Consider the following 24,978-nt stretch of genomic DNA (forward strand, 5'->3'; position numbering starts at 1 on the left):
GAGCTGGCTGTCGGACGCGCTCCAGTTCACTCCGTCAAACGCCCGCACTTCCAGCGCGTTGCCATCCGTGCCGGTGACGAACGTCACTTCGCTGAGCTGTGCTGCCGTGACCACAAGCTCCGTGTGATCCGGCACCAGAACGCCATTGAAATAGAAGTGGCCGCTCGCCGGGTCGCTGGTGCGGTCCCAGAAATCATATTTGGTGATCGCGTAGCCGCTCGGGTCGCTCACCGTGAACAGGCTAGATGCTGCCAGCGTCTGAAGGGGGTTCTCGGCGAGATTTGACGTCGTCACCACCGGTGGCGGAGGATCGATTGTGACGATGACGCCGTTCGCTCCATCGCCACTCACCGCAAAGTGCGTGCTGCCAAGACTGGAAGTCTGAAATTCGAGGTCGGCGACCTGATGGGCGCTATTAGATATTTGTAGTAGACCCGTCGAGGCGTTGTAGCTGAACGTCACGCCTGCCGCGGAAAAGGTCCTCAGGTCGATCCTGTCGCCATCGACGAAGCTTTGCAGCTGCGGCCCCGCATAGGATGCGGTGCCAACATTGGAGCCGAACAGGGTGGCGTTGTCGATGATCAGCTCGCTGCTGCTGTCCTGGAACTTGATTTGGGCCGTCGAACCGGTGGCCGCAGCAAGTTCAAGCGTGGCGCTGCTGCCCAGCTGGAACAGGCCGGTGCTGCTTGGGTCGATTGCGGTCGAGACGTCGAATGAGCCGGCAACGACGAGCGTGCCGTTATCGAGGACCGTTGGTGCAACATTGGCACCGTTGAGCGTCCAGGTCGCGCCGATATCGACCGCGAGTCCTTTGAAGTTGTCGAACGAACCGGTGCCTATGCCGCTGATCGAGCCGGTACCGGCGGCAAGCTCGAGGGTACTGGTGCCGGTACCACCGTTCACATGGCCGACGAACACAGCGCCAGGGTCAACGATGAGCCGATTGGTGCCGCTGCCGGCGAAATCGACGGCGTCGGTACCGCCCGAGATCGTGCCCGCGTTGGTTACAGTGCCGGAGCCGCCATTGATGTAGACGCCAAAGGAGCTCCCCGAAATCGTCGCCCCGGCGAGGTTCGTGACGCTGCCGCCAGCCTCCAGGTCGACAGCTGGCCCAGCCGTCGCGCTGATGTGGCCGGCATTGCTGACGGTCGCGGCTCCTACCTGAGCATGGACTCCGTCGAGTTGACCGGAGATCGAACCGGACGCGGCATTCGTAAGACTGCCGCCTGCCTCGAGGCCAACAGCTTTGGAACCCGAAATGCTGCCGCTGTTGTCCACCGTCGCGGCAACGCCGGTGGTGAAGACGCCGAACGACGTGCCCGAGATCGAGCCGCCGGCATTGTTCGTGACGCTGCCGCCCGCCCCCAGCTCGATGCCGTCGGTGCCGCCGGTAATCGCACCGGCATTCGTCACCGTACCTAAACCGCCGACAAGGAAGATGCCAAAGGTGCTACCCGATAACGTCGCGCCGGCAAGGTTGCTGACGCTGCCGCCCGCCTCCATGTCGGCCGCGGCGCCAGCGGTCGCGCTGATGCTGCCGGCATTGCTCAGCGTCGCGGCAGCTCCTTGCGAAAAGAAACCGGCGACCTGCCCGAGGATCACGCCGGAAGAGGTGTTCGTGACGCTGCCGCCGGCCTCAAGAGCGATGCCATGGGACCCCGAGATGCTGCCGCTGTTGCTAACCGTCACAGCAACGCCGGTGGTAAAGATACCGAAGCCGCCGCCCGAGATTGAACCGCCCGCATTGTTGGTAATGCTGCCACCGCCGGCGAGATCGACACCCGCGCCACTGGCGCTTGCCGCACTGATAATGCCGCTGTTGGTAACCGTGGCCGACCCACCTACTTCGCCATAGACGCCGTTGCTGCCGCCCGTGATCGAGGCGCCCGCGTTGTTGGTGACCATGCCGCCTTTCACGAGTTCGACGGCGCCGTACTTCGCGCTCGTAATGCTGCCCGAGTTGGTGACGGTACCTGCGGCTCCGGTGATAAAGACGCCAAACGCGTTGCCTGAGATCGATCCGGTCGAATTGTTGGTGACGACGCCGCCATCGGCGAGATCAATCGCGGCGCTTCCCGTTCCGGTCGCGCTGATGTTGCCGCTGTTGGTGACGGTGCCGGCGGCCCGGTATTTGATATAGATGCCTCCGGTGAGCCCCGAAATGGAAGCGCCCGCCGCGTTCGTCACGGTGCCGCCAAGCCCGAGCACGACGCCGTCATAAGTCGTCCCCGAAATGCTGCCATAGTTCGCAAGGGTCGTCGCGGCGCCTTCCAGGAAGACACCGAACTTGTGGCCCGTGATGGTTCCGGTCGCGGTGTTGGTGACACTGCCGCCGTTCTCCATATAGACGCCGGAGCCCTGGGTCCCCGTCGCCGTAATCTGGCCCTCATTCGTTACGGTCCCCGGCTCGACCTTGAAAAACACGCCGGTGTTCACTCCCGAAATCGACCCGGTCGCCTCGTTCAGGACATTGCCGCCGCCTTCGATAAGGATGCCGTGGACGCTGGACCCCGAGATGTTGCCCGCATTTGTAATCGCGGCGACACCGCCGGTGATGTAGACGCCGGCACCCTTGGTGCCGGTGGCTGAAATGGACGCGCCTGCAGCGTTCGTTACATTGCCGCCGGCGAACAGACCGATGCCGTCATCCACTGTCGCGGTAATGCTTCCGTAGTTCGCGATTGTCGCTGCGGCCCCATGAACGGTGACGCCGTCCTCACCACCGGTAATCGAACTGGTGTTGGTCACCGAGCCCCCGGCTCCCAGCACGACGCCATACGCCACCCCGGAGATCGCGCCATGGTTCGTCACCGTGCCGGAGGCGCCTCCGATGTAGACACCCGCGCCGGTAGCTATTCCAACTCCGAGAGCGCCCAAGCCCGAGATCGACCCGCCGACATTATTCGTCACGCTGCCGCCCGCGCTGAGCCGGAGCGCATCATTGCCCGAAATCGAACCGGTGTTGCTGACGATACCACTGCCAGCCAACGACACGCCATTACCGGTGACAGCGGCGGACACCACACCTGCATTCGAAATCGTCCAGGTGGTGCCGGCACCCCCGTCGATGCCGTCAGAAATTCCCGTCGAAGTCACCGTGCCCGTGCTGGTGATGTACAGAGGATTATCGGTTGCGGGGGCGAGGATTACCGGTCCAGTCACACTGCTGCTGATCGTCGTTGACATCGGCATTACTCAACTGTTCGCCGCAACGTCGTGGAAGCAATCAATCCAAGACGTAGCCAAGCCGTTCGATAATGGGCTTAAGTATCGGGATGACCGGCTCCAGATGCTTCCGGTAGTGGCGATAACGGAAGCGGGATCGGTCATATAATTTCTGCGAAACCTGCGCGTAGCTCGGGGTCTGCGGCCGGCGCAGATTTTCCTGAAAATTGACGCAACGCTCGTCGAAGCTCTCACCGACGAAGTCAAGCATGCGGCGCACGCTGCCCGACATATCCGCCACCATGTCCTCGTACCGCACCGGCAGATACCGCAGCGTCACTTCCGTTCGATAATGACCGACCAGATCCATGACCAGGGCGTAATGGCGCGCGATCGTCTCCAGCCCATAGGCGCAAAAATATCCGTGGGTCAGGTGATGGGCGTACACGGATAGAACGACGTCCAACGGATGACGCACGACGTGGATCAAAGGCGACCGCGGGAAGATCAGGGAGATCAAGCCAAGATGCATCTCGTTCAGAGGCATCTTGTCCGTGAAGTAGGCGCTCCCAGGTGTGACTATTCCTCGGAGCTCCGCCTTCTGCAGGTATGCGTCCCGCAATGTCTCAGCTCCGCGCCGATTGTCTCCCATCCACAATTCAGCCAGAGCTTCGGGATAGGACAACGGGCTGCTGAACCATCTCGGAATCATGTCGATGAGTTCGTTGACGAACGGAAGTTCGTCGCCGGCCGAAATCCTGGGATGGCTGGACAGCGCCTGCTCTGCCAGTGTCGTTCCCGAGCGCGGGAAACCGAGGATGAAGATTGGCTGTGAGTGTCCTTCACGCACGGACGCCCTGGGCATTAATCGCAGGCGATCGCTGACGAAGAATTGCCGCAAGCGGTCGGCGATCTCGCGGGCCTGTTGATCGAGATAGGATTTTCCGACGATTTCGCGCGCCAGTCGCTTTGCTTCGTCGAAGCAGGCGAACGCTTCATCATACCGGCCGAGCCTGTCGAGAATTCGGCCTTTCTCGAGCAGCGCGTTAGGGTCCGCGTGCGCCGCGACAGCCGCGCTGTTCGCTGCACCGGTTGAATCGGACCCCAGCTCGGCGAGCGCCGCTGCAAGATTGCCCTCGCGCGCGACCAGCGTCGATCGAGCGACCCGCAAGCCCGGATCATCGGGGCGAATCTCCGCGGCGCGATCCAGCAGTGACCTGGCGACCGCGAAATTGCCGTCAACTTCCTCGAGCTGGCCCCATCCAAACAGCGTTTGGAAGACATCGGGTGCGCTCGCCACGGATTCCTTGTAAAGCGTGCGCGCTTCCGCGATCCTTCCCTGGCACTTCAGGTTCCAGGCGAGGTTGGCCAACAGGATCGGGTCGCGTTCGCCGGATAGTTCGAGAACACGACGATAGTGAAACTCGCCGACATGGGGACGTTGAGTTTCGGTCAGAATCATCCCCATCAGTCTGTGCGAGTGGGGATGCAACGGCGCGAGCCGGATTGCATTTCGCGCGTGGTGCTCGGCTGCGACCATGTCGCCTCGCTGGAACAGCAGCATCGCCAGTTCCTGCGCGGCTTCGACATTATTGGGCGCCACTGTCACAAGCCGTTGCAGCAACGCCAACGCCGCCTGTTCGTGACCTGCACGACGGCGGATTTGATATAGCGTCCAAAGAGCAGTCGGAAATCGGGGCGCGATGTCCAGCACATCCAGGCTTTGCGCCTCGGCCGTGGCGACGTCGCCATCGGCCAGCGCCTTCACCGCAGAACCGGCAAGAACATCGACCTGCGCCCTTTCCTCGGGCAAGGCGGCGAAAGCGGGATCTAGTCCGCAGCATCGGTTGCGTTTCAGGCCGCTGCTGCAGCCGCAAAGGGCTTGCCGATCTGCGTTCGTCGTGCCTCGCGCAACAAGGCGTCCGTTCGCCGCCAGCGGCCCATCACGTTCCGCAAGCATTTCTTGCAAGCCGCAGGCTCCGCCTAAGCTCGTGGTCCAGGACAAACCGGCAGCGTCGGGCGGACCTGCCCTCCTCACCTCGTCCGCACCTGGCTCAACGACCCGAAACATCAAAGCTCTCCCAAACAATTCGGGTCTTGAGCTGGAGACGGCTCAGCGACAGCGTTCGATGCCCTCACACAGAAACGAAGAATCCCGGTCGGCCGCGATCATTTCGAACGCAGTCGTGCGGCCTGGTCTCGATTTCGAGGCGAGCGGCACTGACAGGTTAAACCCTCGCAGCGATATCCGGCTCGGCGAATGAGGAGTACTGAGCGCCCGTGCACGAGCCATTCGCGGTACCCAGAAATGGTTGGCTCTCGCGGGGCTCGGAAAGCGCGTTGGCGACCTCGCGTACCACACTGTTCCAATCGCCCGGGCTTGGCTGTCGGAACAAGCGCGCGGCCGGATACCAGGGACTATCCCTGCGTTCCAGCAGCCAGCGCCAATCGGGTGAATAGGGGAGCAGAATCCAGACAGGTTTGCCCATTGCGCCCGCTAGATGCGCCACGGCGGTATCGACGGTGACGATCAGGTCGAGCGCTTCGACAACGGCCATCATGTCGGCGAAATCGGCAATCTCGGCGCCCAAGTTCAGCAGTGGGGCGCGCTCGAAATAGTCAGCCATCGCAACCTGCCCCGACCCTTTCTGCAACGAGACGAGAGAGATGCCGTCCAATGCGGCGATCGGTGCAAGAGTCGACAGGTTCATGGAGCGGTTACGGTCATTTTTGTGAGTTGGTCTTCCGGCCCAGACGATTCCGACGCGGCGCGTCGCCGGTTGCAGCAACTCCTGCAAGCGAGCGCGCCAACTCCTGGTTTGCGCGGGATCAGCGCGGAGGTACGGGACCGTGCCGGGAATCGTATCGAGGGTGGTGCCGTGCAAACGCGGCAATCCGGATAGCGGACAATAGGCGGTGAACGGCGGACAGCAGTCCCAGCGGTCCACCAATTCAGGCGCTGGATGCACCTGCCGGATCAACGGATGCAGAATTGGATCGGCCACGACCACCACGTGGTGACAACGCGCGCAGACCCATGGGACATAGCGGCAGAACTGGATGGCATCGCCGAAACCCTGGTCGGCGATCAGCAGCAACGTGGCATCAGGCAGCGGCGCTCCGTCCCATTGCGGGCGATCGATCGAGGGCAAGAGCGGCGGCGCGTCCGCAACCCGGTAACGCCACTCATACTCGCTCCAGCCCTCCGCGAATTCGCCACGCAGCAACAGTGCCTCGGCTAACTGAAAATGTGGGCCCGGAGCTGCAGGATCCAGCGCCAAAGCGCGACGAGCGCACGCAATGGTCTTGTCCAGCTCCAATTTCCGATAGTAGACGACCGCCAGATTGTACAAGGTCTGCAGATCGTCCGGAGCTCTGTCGAGCGCCTCATGCCCCACGCGCAACGCATCGTCATAACGGCCCATCCGCTCATAGATCGGACACAGATTGCGGCGGAAGACCGTTGTCTCGGGGGCCAGACTGACCGCGCGCTCGATCGTCTCGACAGCCGCCTGGTGTCGCTGCAAGCGAAAAAGCACAACGCCCTTGTCGTGCAGCGCGAGCGGCTCATCCGGCGCAGCCGACAGAATGTGGTCCAACAACCGCTCGGCCTCGGACAGCTTTCCAGCTTCCGACAATTCGCCGGCAACCCTCAGCAGCTCGTTCAGCGAGATCGATCTGAGGCGACGTCGCATGGCGTGTTCACCTCGAGTCGAGGGATCCGTTCATGTGATGAAGTCTCTCTGCCGGCGCACCTTCTTGTCCGAGAGGCGGCAGCGCCACCATTCGATGGTTTTTTCCAGCCCCTCTCGCAGAGGAATCCGTGGTAACCATCCCGTCGCACGCGCAAAGCGCGTACAATCGGCAAGAAGCGCCCGCACTTCCGAATTCACCGGCCGCAGGCGCTTGTCGTCTTGAACCACGGGCTTGCCGCTGGATGTGAGCTCCACAACCAGATCGATCAGATCGCTCACTTTGATCGCCCGTTGGCTGCCGGCGTTATATGCGTGGCCGTACTCCAGGTTTTCGGACAGCCCGGCGGCCATGAACGCGCCCGCAGTATCGGCAACGAAAGTCAGATCGCGCACCGTCGTCGCGTCGCCGACCATGATTGCCGGGCAGGATGGGTCCAGCGCTTGCCGAATAATGGCGCCTACGATCGCTCTTTCGCTCTGGCGCGGCCCGAACGTATTGAACGGCCTCAGGATGACGACCGGTACGTCGAACGACCTCGCAAATGCTTCCGCCATCATATCCGCGGCTATCTTGGAAGCCGAGTACGGCGATTGTCCCTGCAGCGGATGCGATTCGTTGATCGGCATCGTCAACGCGCTGCCGTACACCTCGCTGGTCGAAGTCTGAACGACCCGCTCCGTACCGTGATTTCGAGCAGCTTCGAGGACGTTCAGTGTACCGAGTACGTTGGTTTCCACATAGGACTGCGGCGCGACGTACGAATAGGGTATGGCGATCAACGCGGCGAGATGAAAGACGATTTCCTGGCCTCGCACGAGCCGGCCAACAAACGCCGCATCGCGGATATCGCCACGCACGAGATTGACCCTCTCCCGAACCGGCTGCGGCAGATCGTCCAGCCAACCGTGGTTGTCGAAGGAATTGTATTGCGCGAGAGCCGTAACTTCGGCGCCGGCGCCGACAAGAGCTTCCGTCAGGTGCGAGCCGATGAACCCGTCTGCCCCGGTTACCAGGATTTTTGCATCGACGTAGCGCTCCGGCATCGGTGCCGCCTCATCGTTTCCGCATATCGATCGGCCGACGATCGAGAATCAGTTTTGTTCGTGCTCCGGAAACGATCATCCACGCCGCCCGGACGATCCAACCCAGATCGGAGACAAGCGTCCGGCGCGAGAAATAGTCCAGGTCGATCACCGCTTTCGCCGGGAACAAGACATTCCGGTAGAACTCCACCGCAGTCATATTGGAGGGATAGAGCTTGCTTTCGTTCCGAAACAAGACCTGACAGGGCCCGAAAAGGCCCGGCTTGTGTTCGTGAAGCCTTTCGAAGCCGTTGCGGAAACAATCGGCGAATGCAAGCGACTCCGGTCGTGGGCCAACAACCGACATATCGCCTCGCAGAACGTTCCAAAGTTGCGGTAGTTCATCCAGCTTGGATGCGGCAAGGAGCCGCCCGACTCTCGTCAAACGCCCGTCTTCTTCCAGAGTGAGCGGGCAGCCGCCGGCGTCGCAATCGCGCCTGAATTTGCGGAACTTGTACATCCGGAAGGGCCGTCCATTTCGTCCCAGACGAAGCTGCGAGAACAGGATGGGTCTCCCACCTTCGATCCAGATGGCGAGCGCGACGATCAGGGCGGCCGGCGCGAGGAGTAAGGCCGCAACGCCGGCACATCCAACATCCAGTGCGCGTCGCAACCCATCACCGGATGGGTGGTGCAAACCCGCCCGTGCACCGATTGAAGGTCCAGAGAGCTCGTACATCGTTACGCAACAGCCTCCATCGCGGCCTTTGCGCTCAGCGCGGCCGCAAGCGCCTCTATCACGAACTCGACGTCGACCAGCGACATCCGCGGGTGCAACGGCAACGTGAGCTCGCGCCGCGCAAACTCTTCGGTTTGCGGCAAATGACAACGCTGGCAGATCTGATTGTAGAATGTCAGCCGATGCACGGGAGGATAATGCACGGTGGTCTGAATACCTCGGCCGCGCAGACTGTCGATGACTGCTTGCCGGCTGGTTTCCGCCGGAAGAACAGCCGGCATCAGGTGATACGCAGATGGCCATTCATCTGCGAAAGGAACCGTCACCGAGGAGCAATGATTCACAATGAGCCGGCGATAGTGCAGCGACAGCCGTCTCCTGATGTCATTCCACTCCTGCAACCGCCTCAACTGCACGAGGCCAAGTGCAGCCCGTAACTCGTCCATGCGATAGTTGAATCCGAGGATCGTCACATCGTAGTCCGGAGTGCGGCTGTCAAGGCGCTGCCGCGTGCCGCTCGTCATGCCATGAGACCGTGCCCGCCTGATGGTTTCCCTCAATAGCGGGTCGCGTGCAATGATCGCGCCTCCTTCAGCTGTCGTCATGTTCTTGTTGCCGTAAAAGCTGAACGCGGCCGCTTCGCCGAACGTCCCCGCTGCCGGCTGCCCTGGCGCATGGGCAGCGTCTTCGATCAAGAGCAACCTCTTGCGCCGGGCGAACGACTGCCACTTCTCGCGTTCCGGAAGATAGCCGGCAAAATGTACGAGAATAACAGCCTTGGTTCTTGAGCTGCACCTGGCTTCCGCGTCATCCAGCGACATCAGAGGCACGTCCGGCGACGCGATATCGACGAAGACAGGCCGAGCTCCGACATAGAGCACGCTGTTGGCAGTAGCGACGAAAGTCAGCGAAGGCACGAGAACTTCATCGCCAGGCCCAATACCAAGCGCATGCAGGATCAAGTGAAGAGCAGCAGTGCACGAGCTGACGGCGACCGAGTCTTCGGCGCCATGCAGGCGGGCGAACGCCTGCTCGAACTCGCGGACGCGATCTCCCATCGTGATCCAGCCGCTGTCGATGACGCTGGCGAGAGCTAACTTTTCCTCTGCCCCAAGGATGGGCTCCGATACCAATAGCATGCGATAGCCTCCGCTCATGCCCGAGCAAACCGTTCAACCGCGTCGCGAGCAGCGAAGCGGTCTCAGGCGGCTGCCACGGCCGCGATTGCAGGGGACTGCTCGTCCCATGGGATATCCTGAGCCTTGAGGAAGTCCTCGACCCGGCCGATATCGAGCCACCGTCCGTTGTGCTTGAAGACATGCACGGCTGTATCTTCCTGAAGCATCTGGACCATCAGGTCGTCGAAGCCAAATGGAACGCCGGACGGTATGCATTCGAGGATCGTGGGGTTCATGCAGTAGATCCCCATGCTGACGAGATGCTGCAAATCGGGCTTCTCGCGAAATGCCGTGACCTGCCCCTCGGCTTCGTCGATCACGCCAAAATCCATCTTCGTAAGACGCGTGGCGGTGGCGATGCTGAGAGCCCCGTTATGCCGGCGGTGAAAATTCGCGAACTGGCTGAGGTTGAGGTCGGTCAGCACGTCGCCATTGAGAACCAGGAACGGCTCGTTGAGCTCATCGCGCAGCAACGATAGTGGACCGATGGTGCCAAGCGGCTCCGGCTCCTGGGTGTAGCTGATGTGCATGTTCCATTGATTGCCGTCGCCACAGACGCTGCGAATAAGGTGACCTAGGTAACCTGTTGTAACGAAGACGTCCCTGATCCCGTTTCGCCTGAGCCATTTGAGCACGAGCTCGATCACGGGTCGCGCTCCGATCGGCATAAGGGGCTTTGGCAGAATAGATGTGTGGGGGCGCAAACGCGTTCCCTTACCGCCGCACTGAATAACAGCCTTCATTTCTTCCTCCGTGTCGCGCTCCGCCGGAGCGACTGTCCCCCTTTTGATCGCGCCTACCGCCAATCCACGTGCAAATGTTAGCCGGTTCGCGACCATTGCGTTTGGCTAAAGCGAATTACCACCTCCAGGCTGTGACGACGCGCCGCAGAAGTCGGATGTTCGCCTCAAGGACCCACGAAGCGCGCAACTGTAGGAGCCGGTAGAGCGCGGTTGACCGTGTCGCGGCTGATGGGACATCACAAGCTGCGGAGTTCACCACCGTAACGATGGTGCATTCGGCTCGCGACCACCACGCCGCGGGCTCGGCCCGCAGTATTATGGAAAATCGACCGCCTTGCGGGCGCCGCACGCTAATCGCTTCCCGATGAACAACCCTAACCTCTTAAGGGGTACCTCCAATGCAAGGATGCTTTCGAAACCAGTGTTGCTAACATTCAATCGCTGCATCGACACGGCCAGCCGATCGATGACACCGCAAGTCTCGACACAGCTGGGCGTGCAAGGGCCTTAGGCCGAAAATCTTGCGTCCAAGGGTCTCGCAATCTGCTGCAGCATGGGCTCGCGCGCGCGAGTCCCATGTCGCTCTTCCGCGAGCGAAGCAAGGAGATTGGTGACTTGAAGGCACATGTGCTCTGCATCGGGGGAGAGGATCACCACCTTCGCATTCCGTTCCTGCTCGCCCTTGCCGATCGCGGGACGAAGGTGACGGCGGCCGGTACTGGCAATAGCGCTCCCTTCGCTCGCGCAGGCATCGACTATCATCCGTTCCGCTTTGACCGGTTTATCAACCCGCTGGCCGATTGGAGTGCAATCAGGGCCCTTCGCGGCCTCATCACGGATATCCAACCGGACATTGCCCAGAGCTTCGACACCAAGCCGAATCTGCTCGTTCCTCTCGCGACCCCCGTCAATAGCGGGGTAGCAGTCATACGAACCATCAACGGATTGGGCTGGATCTATTCTTCGCGTTCGGTGCTCGCGCTCACGCTCTCCCCGGTTTACCGCGCGCTTCACCGGCTTGCCGCCCGGTCGACGGCGATGACGGTGTTCCAGAATCGGGACGATCAATCCTTTTTCGAACACCATGCGTTGATAGGCTCGGGATTGAGCCGGCTGATTCCCGGATCAGGTATCGATATCGGGTTGTTCGAGCGGACGGCGGCGGCAGGGCCGACAGCAGCGGAGCTACGGCGGACACTAGGGCTGGAAGGCTGTGAGATTGTCATCACCGTTACGCGCCTGACCCGGCAAAAAGGGATTCCAACCTTGCTGGAGGCGGCCGCGCTGGTTCACCAGGCCCGACCAGCCGTTCGTTTCGTGCTTGTCGGCCCGCGAGAAAGCGAGGGACCACTGGCGGTAACACAGGCGGAGATCGACCGCCATGCCCCCTACGTGATGGCGATTGGTCCGCGGTCCGACGTCCCTTCCCTGCTCAAGGCGGCCGACGTCTTCGCGTTTCCGACCGAGTATCGCGAGGGCGTGCCGCGCGCCCTGATGGAGGCGGCACTTGCCGGACTACCGATCGTGACAACCCGGATGCCGGGTTGCGTTGACGTCGTGCGGGACCGCTGGAGCGGCTTGCTCGTTCCGCCTCATGCGCCGCGCCTTCTTGCGTCCGGAATTATCGAACTACTCGACGGCCGTGACGCAGCGATGGCCATGGCCGCGCGCGCTTCCGACATCGTCAGGCAGGAATTCGGCCTCGACCTCACCATCGCCCGCTACATCACTGCCTATAACGAGCTGCTCAACGGGCCCATTCGGCAAAGGACCCCAGTGGTCAACTCTGCACCGGAGTCGCAACTGCGAAAGAGACTTTCATGACGAATACCCATTCCCGGGTTTCTGCTCAACCCTGCAGCCAGCCGGCTCCGACTTGCGGCAGTCGATGCGATGACGACGACGCGGCACCACATCTATGCAACTGCTTCTGTGATCAATCGAGAGAGCTGCCAGGAGGTCAACCATGAGGCATGCGGCGCGAGCGGAGACGTCTGTCCGAGCCGGCCACGCTTCGAGCGGTCCGGCAGACGACCGCGACTCGATCGGCGAACTTCACGTCCGCGAACTCATCAATATCCTGCGCCGGCGCCGCCGATTCATCCTGACCACGACGTTGTGTGGCACCCTGTCCGTGTTTGTCCTTGGGCTGCTTGTGCCGCCAAAATACACCGCTACGGCGCAGATCGCGATCGCTCAGAGGGACGGCCCGGTCGACTCACCGACCCGGGACGACGTCGTGATCGAAACCCACGTAAAGATGCTTCTCACGCGCGATCAACTGCAGCACGTCGCGAACAGCCTGCAGGGCATCCCTGAGTCAGATGCATCACCACGTGCCGATGAGCAAAACGATGCTGAAGGCACCGCGCGCCGTGCGCCCTTGTTCACCGTCGCTCCGAGTTGGGTACCGAGCCCCTCGGTTCTTGCGCAACGTTTGAAGGCCTGGATCAGGAGACCCGGCAACGACGGAAACGGGAAGAGCCTGGACGTCGACCAGATTCAACGCAATCTCCTGGTCGATCGCGAAGGCGCGTCGCGCATCATCCGCGTGAGCTTTACGTCGACAGACCCCGATGCAGCCGCGATCGTCGCCAACCGCGTTGTGGAACTTTATATCGAGACGGGACAGGACCGGGAACGCAACTACAAGACTGCAGAATTAACCCGGCTCGATAGCCGCATTGCCGAGCTAAAGACGGACATCGACCGATCCCGAGCGGATGTTCAGCAGCTGTTGCTGCAGAGGTCTGATGCCTCAAAGCCGCCGGGCGAGACCGGCGCGGCCGACCAGCGCCTGCAGCAGCTCGAACGAGAGGCTGCGACGAAGAGCCAGCTGTATCATGCCTTGCTGCGACGACAGCAGGGGATCCGGGACCGCCGGGAGACCGGCATGTCCGATGCAAGCATCCTGTCGCTCGCCGTAACGCCAGACCGGCCGAGCTCCACGAATCCGATTCTGTTCATTCCTCCAGCCCTGGTCTTGTTCCTGATTTGCGGCTCGCTGCTGAGCGTCCTCCTGGAGAGGCTCGACCGAGGGTTACGAAGCGAGCACGAAATCAACGAGACGCTCGGTGTCCCCTGCATCGGCCTCGTTCCACAGGTCCCAGAGACGGATGCGGCAGCCCTGTTGGATCAGTGCGTGTCAGCCACGCCTCTCACCGCTTATGCCGAAGCTCTACGTTCAATCGCAGCGACGATGCAGTTGACGTCCCCGTGGCCCAAAGTGGTCCTGATCACCTCTAGCCTGCCCGGAGAGGGAAAGACCACGCTGGCCATGAGCCTCTCCGCCTGCATGGCGCACCTGCAACAACGCGTGCTTTTGATCGATTTTGACGACAAGCAAACGTCGATCCCGCGCGCGATCGAGGACCAACGCCGGAGCACCGTCGTCGATCATCCGCTGAGTGAGGCTTCTGCGGCGAACGTCATCCAGCTTGTTCCCGAGCAGGGGATCTATTATCTGCCCGTGAGCCGATCGCCCGCCAATCCGCTAATGCGATTTGCTGCAATCGAACTACCGGGTCTGCTCGACAAATTGCGGGATAGTTACGATTGCATCATGATCAAGGCGCCGCCGGTCCTTGGCAGGTCCGAAACACGGCTTTTGGCCAGCCTGGCGGACGAAATCCTTTTCGTCGTCAAGTGGGGCAGCACTAAACGTGAGTTCGTACAACGCGCACTGGGCTTGCTGCGCAACAACGCTGTCCCGGCGATAGATCCTGACCAATCCGTAAGCGCTGTGATCACACGGGTCGATCTCGAGAAACATGCCGGCTACGGATATGGCGACGTCTGTGAATATTTCTTCATGCAGGAGAAGCATTCATCCAGCTCGTTCAAAGCGAAGGCTTTCGCGTCACTTGGCGCCTCATATGCCGCGTTGCGACGCAAGCTGATTGCCGGCCTGTCGGGCGACGGCATCCATCAATTGCATAAGGAGTCTTTTGACCCGGTATCGCGCACCACCACCTGGTTTCGAACTTTCCGGACGGCAATGGCGCGATACCGGAATTCATGACTGCCGAGGTCGAGGGTTTGCGATGACAGAGCCTCTTGCACTTCCGCGCTATCCGGACTCGATCCTGAGATTGCCGGCCGATGATTCGAGCCTGTCGCTGATCCTGGCGGTCCTGGCCGACTTTCGCCGTCAGGCGATCTGCTATTGTTACTGGAAAAGCAGTCGCCGCGTTCGATCGGCGCTGGCGGGCGAAAGCGATCTCGACCTGCTCATTGCGCGGCACGATCAGCATCGCGCTCAGGCGATCCTGCTGACCCGCGGATACAAGCGCTTTCCGTCAGTCTCGATGCGAGATCACCCGGCAATCGAGAGTTATCTTGGCTACGATGAGCGGAGCGGTCGGCTGGTTCATCTTCACCTGCACTACCAAATCGTAACCGGCGAACGCCTCCTCAAGACCTACCGCGTTCCCTGGGAAGCCGGGATTCTCGCACGGGCGACCCGCCACCCGGGCCAGCCGGTCAACATGCTCGATCCCGCGAGCGAGGCAACGCTGCTGGTTGTGCGCGCCAGTCTCGAGCTGCGACGGCTTGACCCGGTCACGCTCCGCGGCTGGCGCAGGACAGTTGACCGCTTCAGGCTCGATCAAATGCAGCTTGCAGAGACGGTCGACCGGGCCCAGCTCGCGGCCAGGGCTTCCGAGCTGCTGGGTGAGGCGCTCGGACCAATGGTAGCCGACGCGATATGTGACGGGGTGCCGCTCGAGAAAAATCATGTGCTGAGGTCGGCCATCCGAAAGCACTTCACACCTTACAGAAGCTACAATGCGCTGGAGGCGCGGCTGCGCGGCGCGGCGCGCGCATTGCATTGGGCGGCCGGCATACTCAACAGGACGTTTCTTCACGTGCCGCGGCCGTGGAACCGCCGTGCGCCTGGTGGCGGCCGTGTGGTAGCCGTCGTTGGACTCGATGGCAGCGGCAAGAGCACCGTCAACGCCAATATTCGCGCATGGCTCGGCTCCGAGATTGATGTCATGCCGATCTATTTCGGGACAGGGGACGGCCGCCCGTCCCTGCTGCTGTTGCCCTTGAAGTTGATGGTTCCACTACTGACGCCCCTGCTGAAGAAAAAGCCCGCGAGCGCATCGCACGGCAAGACAACCACGGAAACGCCAGGACTCCTCTACAGCCTGCTGCTCATGGTCTGGGCGGTTGTTGTGGCGCGAGAGCGACGCAACAAGCTTATCGCCGCCCATCGCGGCGCAAGTCGCGGCCTCGTTGTCGTTACAGACCGCTATCCGCAGAATGAAATCGACGGATTCAATGATGGACCTCTGCTGACACATCTGGTTTGGGCCCCGCCGTGGCTGCGGCAGTGGGAGGCGGCGATCTATGCCCTTGCGCGGCGCCTGCCGCCCGACCTCGTCATCAAACTGAAAGTCTCCGCCAAGACCGTCAAACAGCGGGAGCCAAACATGGATTCGAGAACCATCGATGACCGCATCGAAGCACTTCCTCGGCTGACCTTTTCCTGCTCGCGCGTTGTCGTCATCGACGCCGAACAGCCCTTGGCGGATGTGCTGGCGGCGGTCAAACACGAAATCTGGCGCATCCTCTAGAACACTGTCGAAGAGCAAACCCCGCGGGGTCGCAGATGATCGTCGAACTTTTTGGTCCACCCGGTGCAGGCAAGACGACATTCGCGCAGGCCATGGCGGCCCGCTTGCGGGAACACGGCTATGCCGTGGACCTCAATCTCAGTCACCGGCCGGGAGAATCTTCGTCCCGCGACACGCTGTCCAAGTCCGACCGCCGTCGTCGGCACGTCTTGCCGATGATAAGCCGCGTGGCACTTCCGTTCGGCAAGATGCTGTCGATGGTCCGTCACCCCTTCGCGGTTTCGCGCGACGTCAGAGCAGCACTCACTCTGGTCAGGGTCATGCCGCCTTCGGATTTTCTCTGGCAGCTCAGACTGACCCAATATCTTATGCGCCTGTCGCGAACCTGGGCGCAGGCCACAGCTGCAGGCCGCATCGTGCTGCTCGATCAGGCCTATGTCCAGGCCGTTTGCTCGCTCGCGATGCTTTCCGGAACGACCGACGAGACGCTCATTTCGCGAGCGCTCGATCGCACTCCCAAATCGGACTTGGCGGTGCTGCTCAGCGCGCCAACCCAGGTCGTGGAGATGCGGCTACGCGATCGCGAACGACACGCGAGCAGGATGGAGCGCTTGCTTGAACTCGATCTGACGACGAGCCTCAAATCGTTAGCAATTGTTGAGTGCCTCGACGCCATTCTGCGCAAGAAGGGGATGCAGGTCGTATCCGCGGCCTCGCTGGACCAAGTTTCACTTCGCGAGAGCGTAGATCGGGTAGAGGCGAAAATCGTGGCGCAAGTCCGGACCGGGCCATCACCACGATACGCTCGCCCCGATTCAACGCGTTCCGATCAAGCTGTCGAAGCTATTCGGCCGCAGCTGGTCAGAGGACGTTGAGAATGCGCGTCGACCGCCCCTCCCCCAAAACTGCGATCGAGACGGTCGCTGTCGGCGGGGCAACGGCGTTCGTAATCTATCTTGCCAGCGCCGGCGTGACGGCCTCCGCACAACTCCTGATCGCCCGGCTGGTCGGTGCTGAGACCTATGGCATCTATTCGTACGTCACCGCCTGGATGACCATTCTTGCGTATTCCTCGGCCCTCGGCTTTGACACCGCATTGCTGCGCTTTGTAGCCGCTTACCGGGCCATGGAAGCGTGGAGCCTGGTACGAGGCATCATCCAGTATGCAGAGCGGCGCGTCGTCGCCGTCGGCATTCTTGTCGTTTTGGCAGGCGCGCTGGTTGTACTGTTCCAGCCCCGGCGCTTTTCGGCGGAGCTAAGGGATACTTTTCTCGTCGGGTTTTTCATCGTGCCGGTGTGGGCTCTGTTGTGGGTCCGCTGCGCGACGGTCCGTGCGTTTGGCGGCGTGGCGCTCGCAGTCCTCCCCGACAAGATAGTCCGGGACGGCTTCGTCCTGGTCCTTGTCGTGGTCGCCACGGTCGCTCTTGGTGTGAACGTTGACGCACGGCAGGTCATGATGGCAACGCTCGCCGGCTCGGTCGTTGCGCTCTGGCTGGTCAGCACGGGAATGCGACGGCTTCGCCCGAGCGCGCTTGCAGGGACGCCTCCGGAATACGCTGCGGCGACTTGGCGCCGAACCGCGGCGCCGCTTCTTGTGGTCGTCGCCACCCAAGCTCTGCTCAATCGAACCGGGGTCGTGCTCCTGGGTTGGTTCGGGGAAACGACGCAGGCAGGTATCTACAACCTGGTCTTCAATGTTGCTCTCCTGGTGGTGTTGCCTCGCACCGCGATCAACGTCCTCTTCGCGCCGACGATCTCGAGTTTGTTCGCGCGCAAGGATCAGGCGTCGCTCCAGGCCCTCGTGGCAAATGCGGCGTCATGGGCGCTGGGTGCCGCGGTTTGCATGGCGCTTGCGCTGGCCATATTCGCAGAGCCGATCCTGAGCTGGTTTGGCAGGGATTTTGTGGCCGGCGTTCCCGCCCTGCGCATCCTGCTCGCGGGACAGGTGATCGCCGCGAGCTACGGTTCTCAATTGTCGGTCATGACGATGACGGAACACGAACGCGGCGCAGCCGCGCTGCTTGTCCTGAGCGCGGTCGTCAATATCGCGGTCGGGATCGTCCTTATCGCCTTTTTGGGTCTGGCCGGCGCAGCGATCTCCACGGCGATAGCGCTGATGGTCTGGAACGTAGCGATGGCACACTTCATCTCACGGCATCTGCGACTGATGCCGGGAGTACTCGGAATGATGGGATCGAAAAGCAGATGAGATTGCGTACTCGTCGCCTTATGCCAATCGTGCTCCTCCTGATCGCGGGTTACGCGGTTGGCGCTGTTGCGCAGAGTCCCCGCACAACCAATCTGCACTACGCTCCCAACCACAATTTCGATACGGAAAGTCGCTATCTGCCCGGCAAGGTCGGCTTCAACCTCGCAGATGTCGGGAGCGTCCAGCAACTGGAAGGGCTTCCGAACGGTGTCGAGGGCCTCGTGTGGATTGGCCAATGCGAGGGAGTGGATGCGAACTTTCTGAAAGCCGTCGGACCGTTCGTCGGAAAACCCAAGGTGTTCGGTTTCTTCTTGATGGACGATCCGGACCCAACCGGGAAGTACAAATCGCCTTGCACACCGGAGAACTTAAAGGCGGAGTCTGACTGGATTCACGACCACGTCCCGGGCGCAATGACGTTCATTGTCCTCATGAAGCTGAGTTCGTCCAAAGCCCCCTCGTTCGTCAATACCTACAACCCCTCAAACTCCCACGTCGACCTCTTTGGCATCGACCCTTACCCGTGCCGCACCGAATTTTCCGATTGTGATTATGAGATGATCGATCGCTACATCGCGGCAGCCGAGGCTTGGGGAATTCCGCGCAGCAAGATAATCCCCGTCTATCAGGCCTTCGGCGGCGGTCAATGGAGGGACGACGGCGGCGGCAAATATGTCTTGCCGTCGGAAAAGCAAATCGATCAGATCTTCGCGCGTTGGGAAAGAATGCTTCCGGCGCCGGTATTCGATTTCGCTTACAGCTGGGGATCGCAGAGATCTGACGAGGCGCTCGAAAATTCACCTCAATTACAAGCGGTATTTGCACGCCACAACAATGCATTCAGCCAGTGAGACTTGCCGCTCTCTTGAAGCACCGCTGTTCGCAAACAAGATCAGACTGCACGCGACTGGGGACCGGGGGCGGCACGGGAACAGGTCGCACCGATCATTTGCGGCAGCCGACGGCGCACCAGAACGGCTCTCCGTCCGAAAATCGAATGTGTTCGAGGCCGGCATCCCGCATCATCGCCTCGATCTCCGCTCGGGAAAAGCGCTGCTCGAGCGGCGTGGCAAAGCGATCAAAGGCATTCGTTCGCATGGTATAGTATGGCTTGTCGCGATACCAGCTGAGCGGCATGCCGCTTGGATCGCCACCCAATGCTCCGACCAGAGCGCCGAGCCGTGCAAGAGGCCAATAAACCGTTGCAGCAATGATCTCTGTCGCTGCGCGCTTCGGCCCGGGCGGCAGTGAGGAGATCGTGCGGCGCACGATATCGGAAATCCGCCAGATCGTCCTGTACCACCATGGGCGGTTGTCGAGCGCATAATACAGATATAGCAAAAGCGGCGCGCCAGGCTTCAATAGCGCTGCGCATGCCTTGATCCCGGCCAACGTGTCCGGAACGTGGTGCAGCACGCCGAGCGAGTAGCAGAAATCCAAACTAGCGGGCGGGATCGGAATGGCATCGACGCTTGCATGATGGAATTGACAGTTGGGTCGGCTTGCGAGGTTGCGGCGGGCGACGTCCAGCGCACGGTCGCTGGCGTCGACGCAGTGCAAGGCGCCGACCCTTGGGGCAACGATCGCTGCCCAACGTCCGCTTCCGCAGCCGATATCTGCGCCTATCGCTCCCCGGGGCAAAGCTTCCCAGGGAAATATCGCAAAATACTCCTCGAACCGCCGTGCGATCCGCTCCTCCCTGACGAGGTGGCTCTGGTCGTATGTCGACCATTCCTCGCCAAATGAGCGGACTGTGCGTTCGTCGAGATTTGTAACCTTGGCTGCGCTCATGGGCCTGACATCCTGGATATCCCGAGCGTTGTCCGCCGGAGTCCTTTGCGCAAACACACTTCTCGTCAAAGAGCGGCAGATCGTCAATCTGACAGCCGGGGTAACTCGAAATCTCCAGTTTGGTGCACCGAGCTTCGGCAACCCAGACCCCGCACATTGAAAACACCGCGCAGCATGCGCTCGTCGAACGCAACTTTCGCCGGGTGAAAATCGCTGGTCACCTGGACATCCGGCCGATCAACACGATAGCCGATCGGGGTACCTCGCAATGCAAGAGTCGCACCCGTCGCCTGCTGGTACCCTCGGATGAGACGCCGGCATGCGGAAGGATCCATTGCGTCGCGTAACCGAGCGAGGAGCAACCGCGGCGCAACCTGTTGGAGATCAGCGTTATGATATCGGACGCGCTGCTTGCGCTTGGACTGCTCCTGACGACCGCGACGGAATTGCGGCTTCCCGCTATCCCGATCGGACCCGGCGAAGTCTCGTTGGTCGTCTGGGTCGTATTGATGCTCTTTCGGGAGGTTCGGCTCGACTCGCCGCTAACGACGCCGCTCTCGCGGCTTTTGATCTTTTGGCTGCTGTTTTCCGTAGCCCTCAGCATCGGTACGCTCGCTGGCTACGCGATCGGTGACAAGCACGATTCAGGCTTGTTCTTCCATGACATCATGGCCTATGCGCTCGCCGCTGTCGTTAGCTGCCTGAGCGTGGCCGGGCGAAATGCCGGACCTCGCTTGCGTCGTGTTGCCTGGTTCTTGACCGGCTTTGGAAGCGCCTCACTTGCGTTCCTGGTCACCCTGGCCTGGGGTTGGCTCGACGTCGCACTGATCTCGCCCTGGTATTGGGACAGGTTCCGCGGGTGGTCGGCCAATCCGATGCAACTCGCGTTGCTTTGCGCCGTCTTGATGCTCGTGGCCCTCTATCTGGCCGACGAGGCGACGCGGACCGGTGAGAGAATTGCCGCTCTGGCGTGCGCGATTCTTGCCGGCTATGTCGGCCGGCTCACCAAGAGCGATTCGTTCAGCGTAGTGCTGATCGGTGCGATCGCAATTTTCGTCGCACTCAAGCTCCGGCATTGGCTGTTTGCGTTTGAACCAAATTCGACACTCCGGCCAATGCTCGCCTGGATGGTCATCCTCGCCGTGCCGCTGCTGCTGATCTCCTTGATTCCGATTCGCTCGATCGTCGCCGCCCACGCTGAGGATGCGGCCAAGGGCATCATGAAGGGCGATGGCAAAATCTCCGAGCAGGAGGCCGGACTTCGATTCCAGATCTGGAAAGAGGGAATAGGCCGAGGCGTCGAATCCGGAATGCTGGGGCTCGGGCCCGGACCTCATCTTCAAATACCCGAGGCTCTTGTTGCTGCGAGAAGGTACGAGAGCCTGCCAAAATTCATTGTCACGCCGCAGTCGAACGGCACGGCCAATTTCGAAGCCCACAATACGCCCGTCGATCTCTTCACCCAAGGCGGACTGCTCGCGGTCCTCTGCTTCGTCTGGATCTCGGCGACCGCACTCTTCGAAGCCTATAAGGCCCGATTGGCCGGCCTGACGACGATGCTCTGCGGAATTATGGTCTTTGGGGCGGCCAATCTGATTGTGCGGCAGCCGCTCTTCTGGTTTGGGATTGCGCTTTGCCTGGTCTCGGGAACCGCTCGTTGGCAAGCCGCCAACAAAGCGAAGGTCGCGATCACGAAATAACACTCCCGATGCGGCCGGCCACCGGGCGATGCCCGCTTTATTGCGGACCTGCTTCGCAATCCGGATCATCGGAATCTGGAAGCGGAACCAGTCGCCAGAGTTCGACGTCGCCGTCGCGTAGTTCGTTCGCGCGCTCGCTTGCTTCCTCATCGTCGGCGCACTCAAACTCCACCGCGCCCGCCATGTGGCCGTCTTCGTCCAGCACATAGGCACGATAACGCGGCATTGACCGGTCCCCAAGCAAGCTCGACATCGTTTTACCCGATCAAGCTCGACCGCGTGACGATGCTTGCGTGGTTCTTCCGAATTAACCCGATCGCGGAACCGTGCGCGAGAAGTGAATCGGCACGCAACGTTCGCAGTTGCAAAAGCTAGGCGACGTCCGCTTGAGTGGGTCTCTGTGTACCGGAGACCTCCTCTACATATTGTTACGCGATTTCCGATGCTTGTGCCGGATCGTGACGGCGATATCGTGACGGCGATACGACAATTTGGTTGTCAATTTCAGGCGCTTCGTCAAAGTGAAAAAGACAAACTTGGTTGTACGACCGTCGGCGTTCGCCCTCGTCAGGTCATCCAGTCCTGACATGTCGCGCATGGATAAATCCAAAATCGCAATGTCGGGTTCAAGAGCGTGAATGGCATCGAGGCAACCTGCACCGTCAGTGCGACGCGCAACAGTCCTGAAGTCCGCTCCGCAGCCAGCACGCTAGTCGGGCAAGTGAGTTGTGAGCGCCCGCTAACCGGACGTCCGCAACCTTTGGGCCTGCGCCAAGGCTCGGCGAATGCAAGAGCACGACTGTAGGCGGGGGTTGCAATGATTCCCACGCCGGCTCATCGCCCGTTGCTGACCGTCTCGCACCCGGCATGTTTTTGCCGGAGTTTTAGGTAAAAGAAAACCAATGACGGGACAGCCCTCCGCCGGCGTTGTTGACCCAGGTCAATGAAAGGCACAGGCTTCGCTGCATAGGTTTCGCTTCCGATATCGCGAGGAAAATCATGTGGGAAGAACTGGTCGGGACGCTGCGCCGTTGGTCGATACTGCTGACGGGACTGGTCCTGCTTCTGGGCGGCTTCACGCTCGGCACGCATTTGTATCCGCCGGCCGGAGCATCCCAGACGTCCAGCGAGAAACTTGCAGCCGAACCTCCGTCCAAACCGACAGCGGGCGATGCCGGGCAGAAGCAGATAGCTCCACAGCAGGCAGCCGCCGAGCGGCCGCGCACGCAACCGCCGCGCCCATCCGCACCGGCGCAGCCGTCAAATGCAGCCTCATCTGACGCCGCACCGTCTCCGCAAGCATCAACGCCGCAAGCTTCAACGACACGACAGACGCCGTCCACCCACGATCATGTCGCGCAAGCACAGCCATCGCCGCAACCTCCGCCGAACGACCAGGCGACCGCACAGTCCAGACCAGCCGCGCCGGCTCCGGTTGCTGCCACGACTGCCGGCGGTGGCGATGCGGAGGCCGGACGTTTGGTCTTCCGCAAGTGTCAGGCATGTCATTCACTGGACGCCGGCAAGAATTTGCTCGGCCCCTCGCTTGCAGGTGTCGTCGGCCGCAAGGCCGGCACCGCGCAAGGCTACGACTACTCGCCAGCCATGAAGAAGGCAGACATCACCTGGAATGAACAGACACTCGACCAGTACCTGACCGACCCGAGCAAGGTGGTGCCCGGCAACAAGATGCCATTCCCGGGCCTCAAAGCCGATCACGATCGCGCTGACGTCATCGCCTACATCGCCTCAGCAGGCGGACCAAAGGCGAGCACCACAACGGCACAGCAAGCTCCCGCGGCGGCCCCGACGCCCCGGCCTGGACAGACATCCCAAAGCCCCACGGGAGCCGATATCGGCTACGTGGCCGACGCAAGGTTCACGCTGCGGTCCGGCATCGCGGACGGCCGCATGGTCTATATCGGTGTCGGCGGCGCGATCGACGGCAAGGTCAATCCCGTGCTGACGGCCGTCGAAGGCCAGGTGGTCCAGCTCACGCTGATCAACGGCGAAGGCGCCGAGCACGATATCGTGTTTCCGGATCAGGACTCGAAATCGCCGCGCGTGACCGGCAAGGGCGCCAGCACGACCATCGCGTTCCGCGCCGCAAAGTCCGGTGACTTCACCTACTACTGCGGTGTTCCCGGCCACAGGCTCGCGGGCATGGAGGGCCAGTTCATCGTAACGGCACGTGCAGCGCCGCAGACCCTTGTCGAGGCCGATATCTCCCGTGAACCCGGCGATGTGTCCCCTCCGATCGGCAAGCGCGATCCGCAGACCGTGCGCGTCGATCTCTTCAGCGTCGAGGTCGAGGGCCGTCTCGCGGAGGGCACGACATTTGGCTATTGGACCTTCAACGGCAAGGTACCCGGCCCTTTCATTCGTGTTCGCGTCGGCGATACGATCGACATCCATCTGAAAAACTCCGCCGACAGCGCCATGATCCACTCGGTGGACTTTCATGCGGCGACCGGACCGGGCGGCGGCGCGGCGGCGCTGCAAGTCGATCCCGGCGGCGAAAAATCGATGACCTGGAAGGCGCTGGTGCCCGGGCTCTACGTCTATCACTGCGCAACTCCGATGGTCGCCGAACACATCGCCAACGGCATGTACGGCATGATTCTGGTCGAGCCTGAAGGCGGACTGCCGCCGGTCGATCACGAGTTCTACGTGATGCAAGGCGAGATCTATTCCGATATCGCCTACGGGCAGCACGGCAGCGCCGAGTTCAGCGTCGACAAGCTCCTCAACGAGCGACCGGAATACTTCGTATTCAACGGCTCGGTGGGCGCGCTCAGCAAACTGCATCCACTGCAAGCCAAGGTCGGCGATACCGTGCGCATTTTCTTCGGAGTCGGCGGGCCGAACTACACCTCGTCTTTCCATGTCATCGGTGAGATCTTCGACAAGGTTTACACGTTCGGCGGCACCACAACCGCGCCGCTCGAAGGAATCCAGACGGTGACCGTCCCGGCAGGCGGCGCGGTGATGGTCGAGTTCAAGCTGGACGTTCCGGGCAACTACACACTCGTCGACCACGCGCTCGCGCGCATGGAGCGCGGTCTCGTCGGCGTGCTGCACGTCGAGGGCCCGCCCAATCCGGATATCTTCCACGGGGACGTCATGCCGGGGATGGGACACTGATCGCGGCGCAAT

Annotated in this window: 17 protein-coding genes and 1 pseudogene; 8 read left to right on the forward strand and 10 right to left on the reverse strand. The window is 61.4% G+C overall.

Annotated features, from left to right (window positions below):
* From VFB05_RS06440 to VFB05_RS06470, 7 genes are all read right to left on the reverse strand, one after another.
* The coding region (locus VFB05_RS06440; protein ID WP_414643158.1) for a beta strand repeat-containing protein at positions 1 to 3,186 on the reverse strand (3,186 nt) is incomplete at its 3' end.
* A gap of 40 nt (positions 3,187 to 3,226) precedes the next feature.
* Positions 3,227 to 5,236, reverse strand: coding sequence for a tetratricopeptide repeat-containing sulfotransferase family protein (locus VFB05_RS06445; protein WP_325010157.1), 2,010 nt, complete (start codon positions 5,234 to 5,236; stop codon positions 3,227 to 3,229).
* Between the two features lie 157 nt (positions 5,237 to 5,393).
* Positions 5,394 to 6,860: a tetratricopeptide repeat-containing glycosyltransferase family protein gene (locus tag VFB05_RS06450; RefSeq protein ID WP_325010160.1), complete on the reverse strand. Its 1,467-nt coding sequence runs from the start codon at positions 6,858 to 6,860 to the stop codon at positions 5,394 to 5,396.
* 30 nt (positions 6,861 to 6,890) lie between these two features.
* A complete protein-coding gene (locus tag VFB05_RS06455) occupies positions 6,891 to 7,904 on the reverse strand; it encodes a GDP-mannose 4,6-dehydratase (protein ID WP_325010162.1) in 1,014 nt (337 codons plus the stop codon).
* Between the two features lie 10 nt (positions 7,905 to 7,914).
* Positions 7,915 to 8,622 carry a sugar transferase gene (locus VFB05_RS06460; RefSeq protein WP_325010164.1) on the reverse strand — a complete coding sequence of 236 codons (708 nt, stop codon included), beginning with the start codon at positions 8,620 to 8,622 and terminating at the stop codon, positions 7,915 to 7,917.
* A gap of 2 nt (positions 8,623 to 8,624) precedes the next feature.
* Positions 8,625 to 9,761 carry a DegT/DnrJ/EryC1/StrS aminotransferase family protein gene (locus tag VFB05_RS06465; RefSeq protein WP_325010166.1) on the reverse strand — a complete coding sequence of 379 codons (1,137 nt, stop codon included), beginning with the start codon at positions 9,759 to 9,761 and terminating at the stop codon, positions 8,625 to 8,627.
* 62 nt (positions 9,762 to 9,823) lie between these two features.
* Positions 9,824 to 10,543, reverse strand: coding sequence for a nucleotidyltransferase family protein (locus tag VFB05_RS06470; RefSeq protein ID WP_325010168.1), 720 nt, complete (start codon positions 10,541 to 10,543; stop codon positions 9,824 to 9,826).
* Positions 10,544 to 11,119: 576 nt separating this feature from the next.
* On the opposite strand from VFB05_RS06470, the gene VFB05_RS06475 reads away from it, so the two are divergent.
* The 6 genes from VFB05_RS06475 to VFB05_RS06500 all read left to right on the forward strand — a co-directional run bounded on the left by VFB05_RS06475 (position 11,120) and on the right by VFB05_RS06500 (position 19,182).
* Complete coding sequence (locus VFB05_RS06475; protein ID WP_325010170.1) at positions 11,120 to 12,367, forward strand: glycosyltransferase; 1,248 nt, start codon at positions 11,120 to 11,122, stop codon at positions 12,365 to 12,367.
* Between the two features lie 142 nt (positions 12,368 to 12,509).
* Positions 12,510 to 14,564 carry an AAA family ATPase gene (locus tag VFB05_RS06480; RefSeq protein WP_325010172.1) on the forward strand — a complete coding sequence of 685 codons (2,055 nt, stop codon included), beginning with the start codon at positions 12,510 to 12,512 and terminating at the stop codon, positions 14,562 to 14,564.
* Between the two features lie 22 nt (positions 14,565 to 14,586).
* Positions 14,587 to 16,122, forward strand: a complete 1,536-nt coding sequence (locus VFB05_RS06485) for a hypothetical protein (protein WP_325010176.1) — start codon at positions 14,587 to 14,589, stop codon at positions 16,120 to 16,122.
* A gap of 35 nt (positions 16,123 to 16,157) precedes the next feature.
* The gene (locus VFB05_RS06490; protein ID WP_325010178.1) at positions 16,158 to 16,997 is read left to right on the forward strand and encodes a hypothetical protein; all 840 of its coding nucleotides are present in this window, start codon (positions 16,158 to 16,160) and stop codon (positions 16,995 to 16,997) included.
* A 2-nt stretch (positions 16,998 to 16,999) separates the two neighbouring features.
* A complete protein-coding gene (locus VFB05_RS06495; RefSeq protein ID WP_325010180.1) occupies positions 17,000 to 18,331 on the forward strand; it encodes an oligosaccharide flippase family protein in 1,332 nt (443 codons plus the stop codon).
* Positions 18,328 to 19,182, forward strand: coding sequence for a hypothetical protein (locus tag VFB05_RS06500; RefSeq protein WP_325010182.1), 855 nt, complete (start codon positions 18,328 to 18,330; stop codon positions 19,180 to 19,182). The genes VFB05_RS06495 and VFB05_RS06500 overlap by 4 nt, the downstream gene beginning before the upstream one ends.
* 94 nt (positions 19,183 to 19,276) lie before the next feature.
* Here the strand turns inward: VFB05_RS06500 and VFB05_RS06505 are convergent, their stop codons facing one another.
* Positions 19,277 to 20,122, reverse strand: coding sequence for a class I SAM-dependent methyltransferase (locus VFB05_RS06505; RefSeq protein ID WP_325010184.1), 846 nt, complete (start codon positions 20,120 to 20,122; stop codon positions 19,277 to 19,279).
* A 392-nt stretch (positions 20,123 to 20,514) separates the two neighbouring features.
* On the opposite strand from VFB05_RS06505, the gene VFB05_RS06510 reads away from it, so the two are divergent.
* Positions 20,515 to 21,822 carry an O-antigen ligase domain-containing protein gene (locus tag VFB05_RS06510; RefSeq protein ID WP_325010185.1) on the forward strand — a complete coding sequence of 436 codons (1,308 nt, stop codon included), beginning with the start codon at positions 20,515 to 20,517 and terminating at the stop codon, positions 21,820 to 21,822.
* 37 nt (positions 21,823 to 21,859) lie between these two features.
* Here VFB05_RS06510 and VFB05_RS06515 read toward each other — a convergent pair whose 3' ends face one another.
* Both VFB05_RS06515 and VFB05_RS32120 read right to left on the reverse strand, forming a co-directional pair.
* Positions 21,860 to 22,048, reverse strand: coding sequence for a hypothetical protein (locus VFB05_RS06515; protein ID WP_325010188.1), 189 nt, complete (start codon positions 22,046 to 22,048; stop codon positions 21,860 to 21,862).
* Between the two features lie 192 nt (positions 22,049 to 22,240).
* Positions 22,241 to 22,501: pseudogene (locus tag VFB05_RS32120) on the reverse strand (hypothetical protein); the annotation flags it as partial.
* Positions 22,502 to 22,821: 320 nt separating this feature from the next.
* Between VFB05_RS32120 and nirK the strand changes: the two are divergent.
* Positions 22,822 to 24,966 carry a copper-containing nitrite reductase gene (nirK, locus tag VFB05_RS06520; protein ID WP_325010190.1) on the forward strand — a complete coding sequence of 715 codons (2,145 nt, stop codon included), beginning with the start codon at positions 22,822 to 22,824 and terminating at the stop codon, positions 24,964 to 24,966.
* The last annotated feature ends 12 nt before the right edge of the window (positions 24,967 to 24,978 follow it).

The organism is Bradyrhizobium sp. (genome assembly GCF_035652035.1).
Classification (GTDB): domain Bacteria; phylum Pseudomonadota; class Alphaproteobacteria; order Rhizobiales; family Xanthobacteraceae; genus Bradyrhizobium.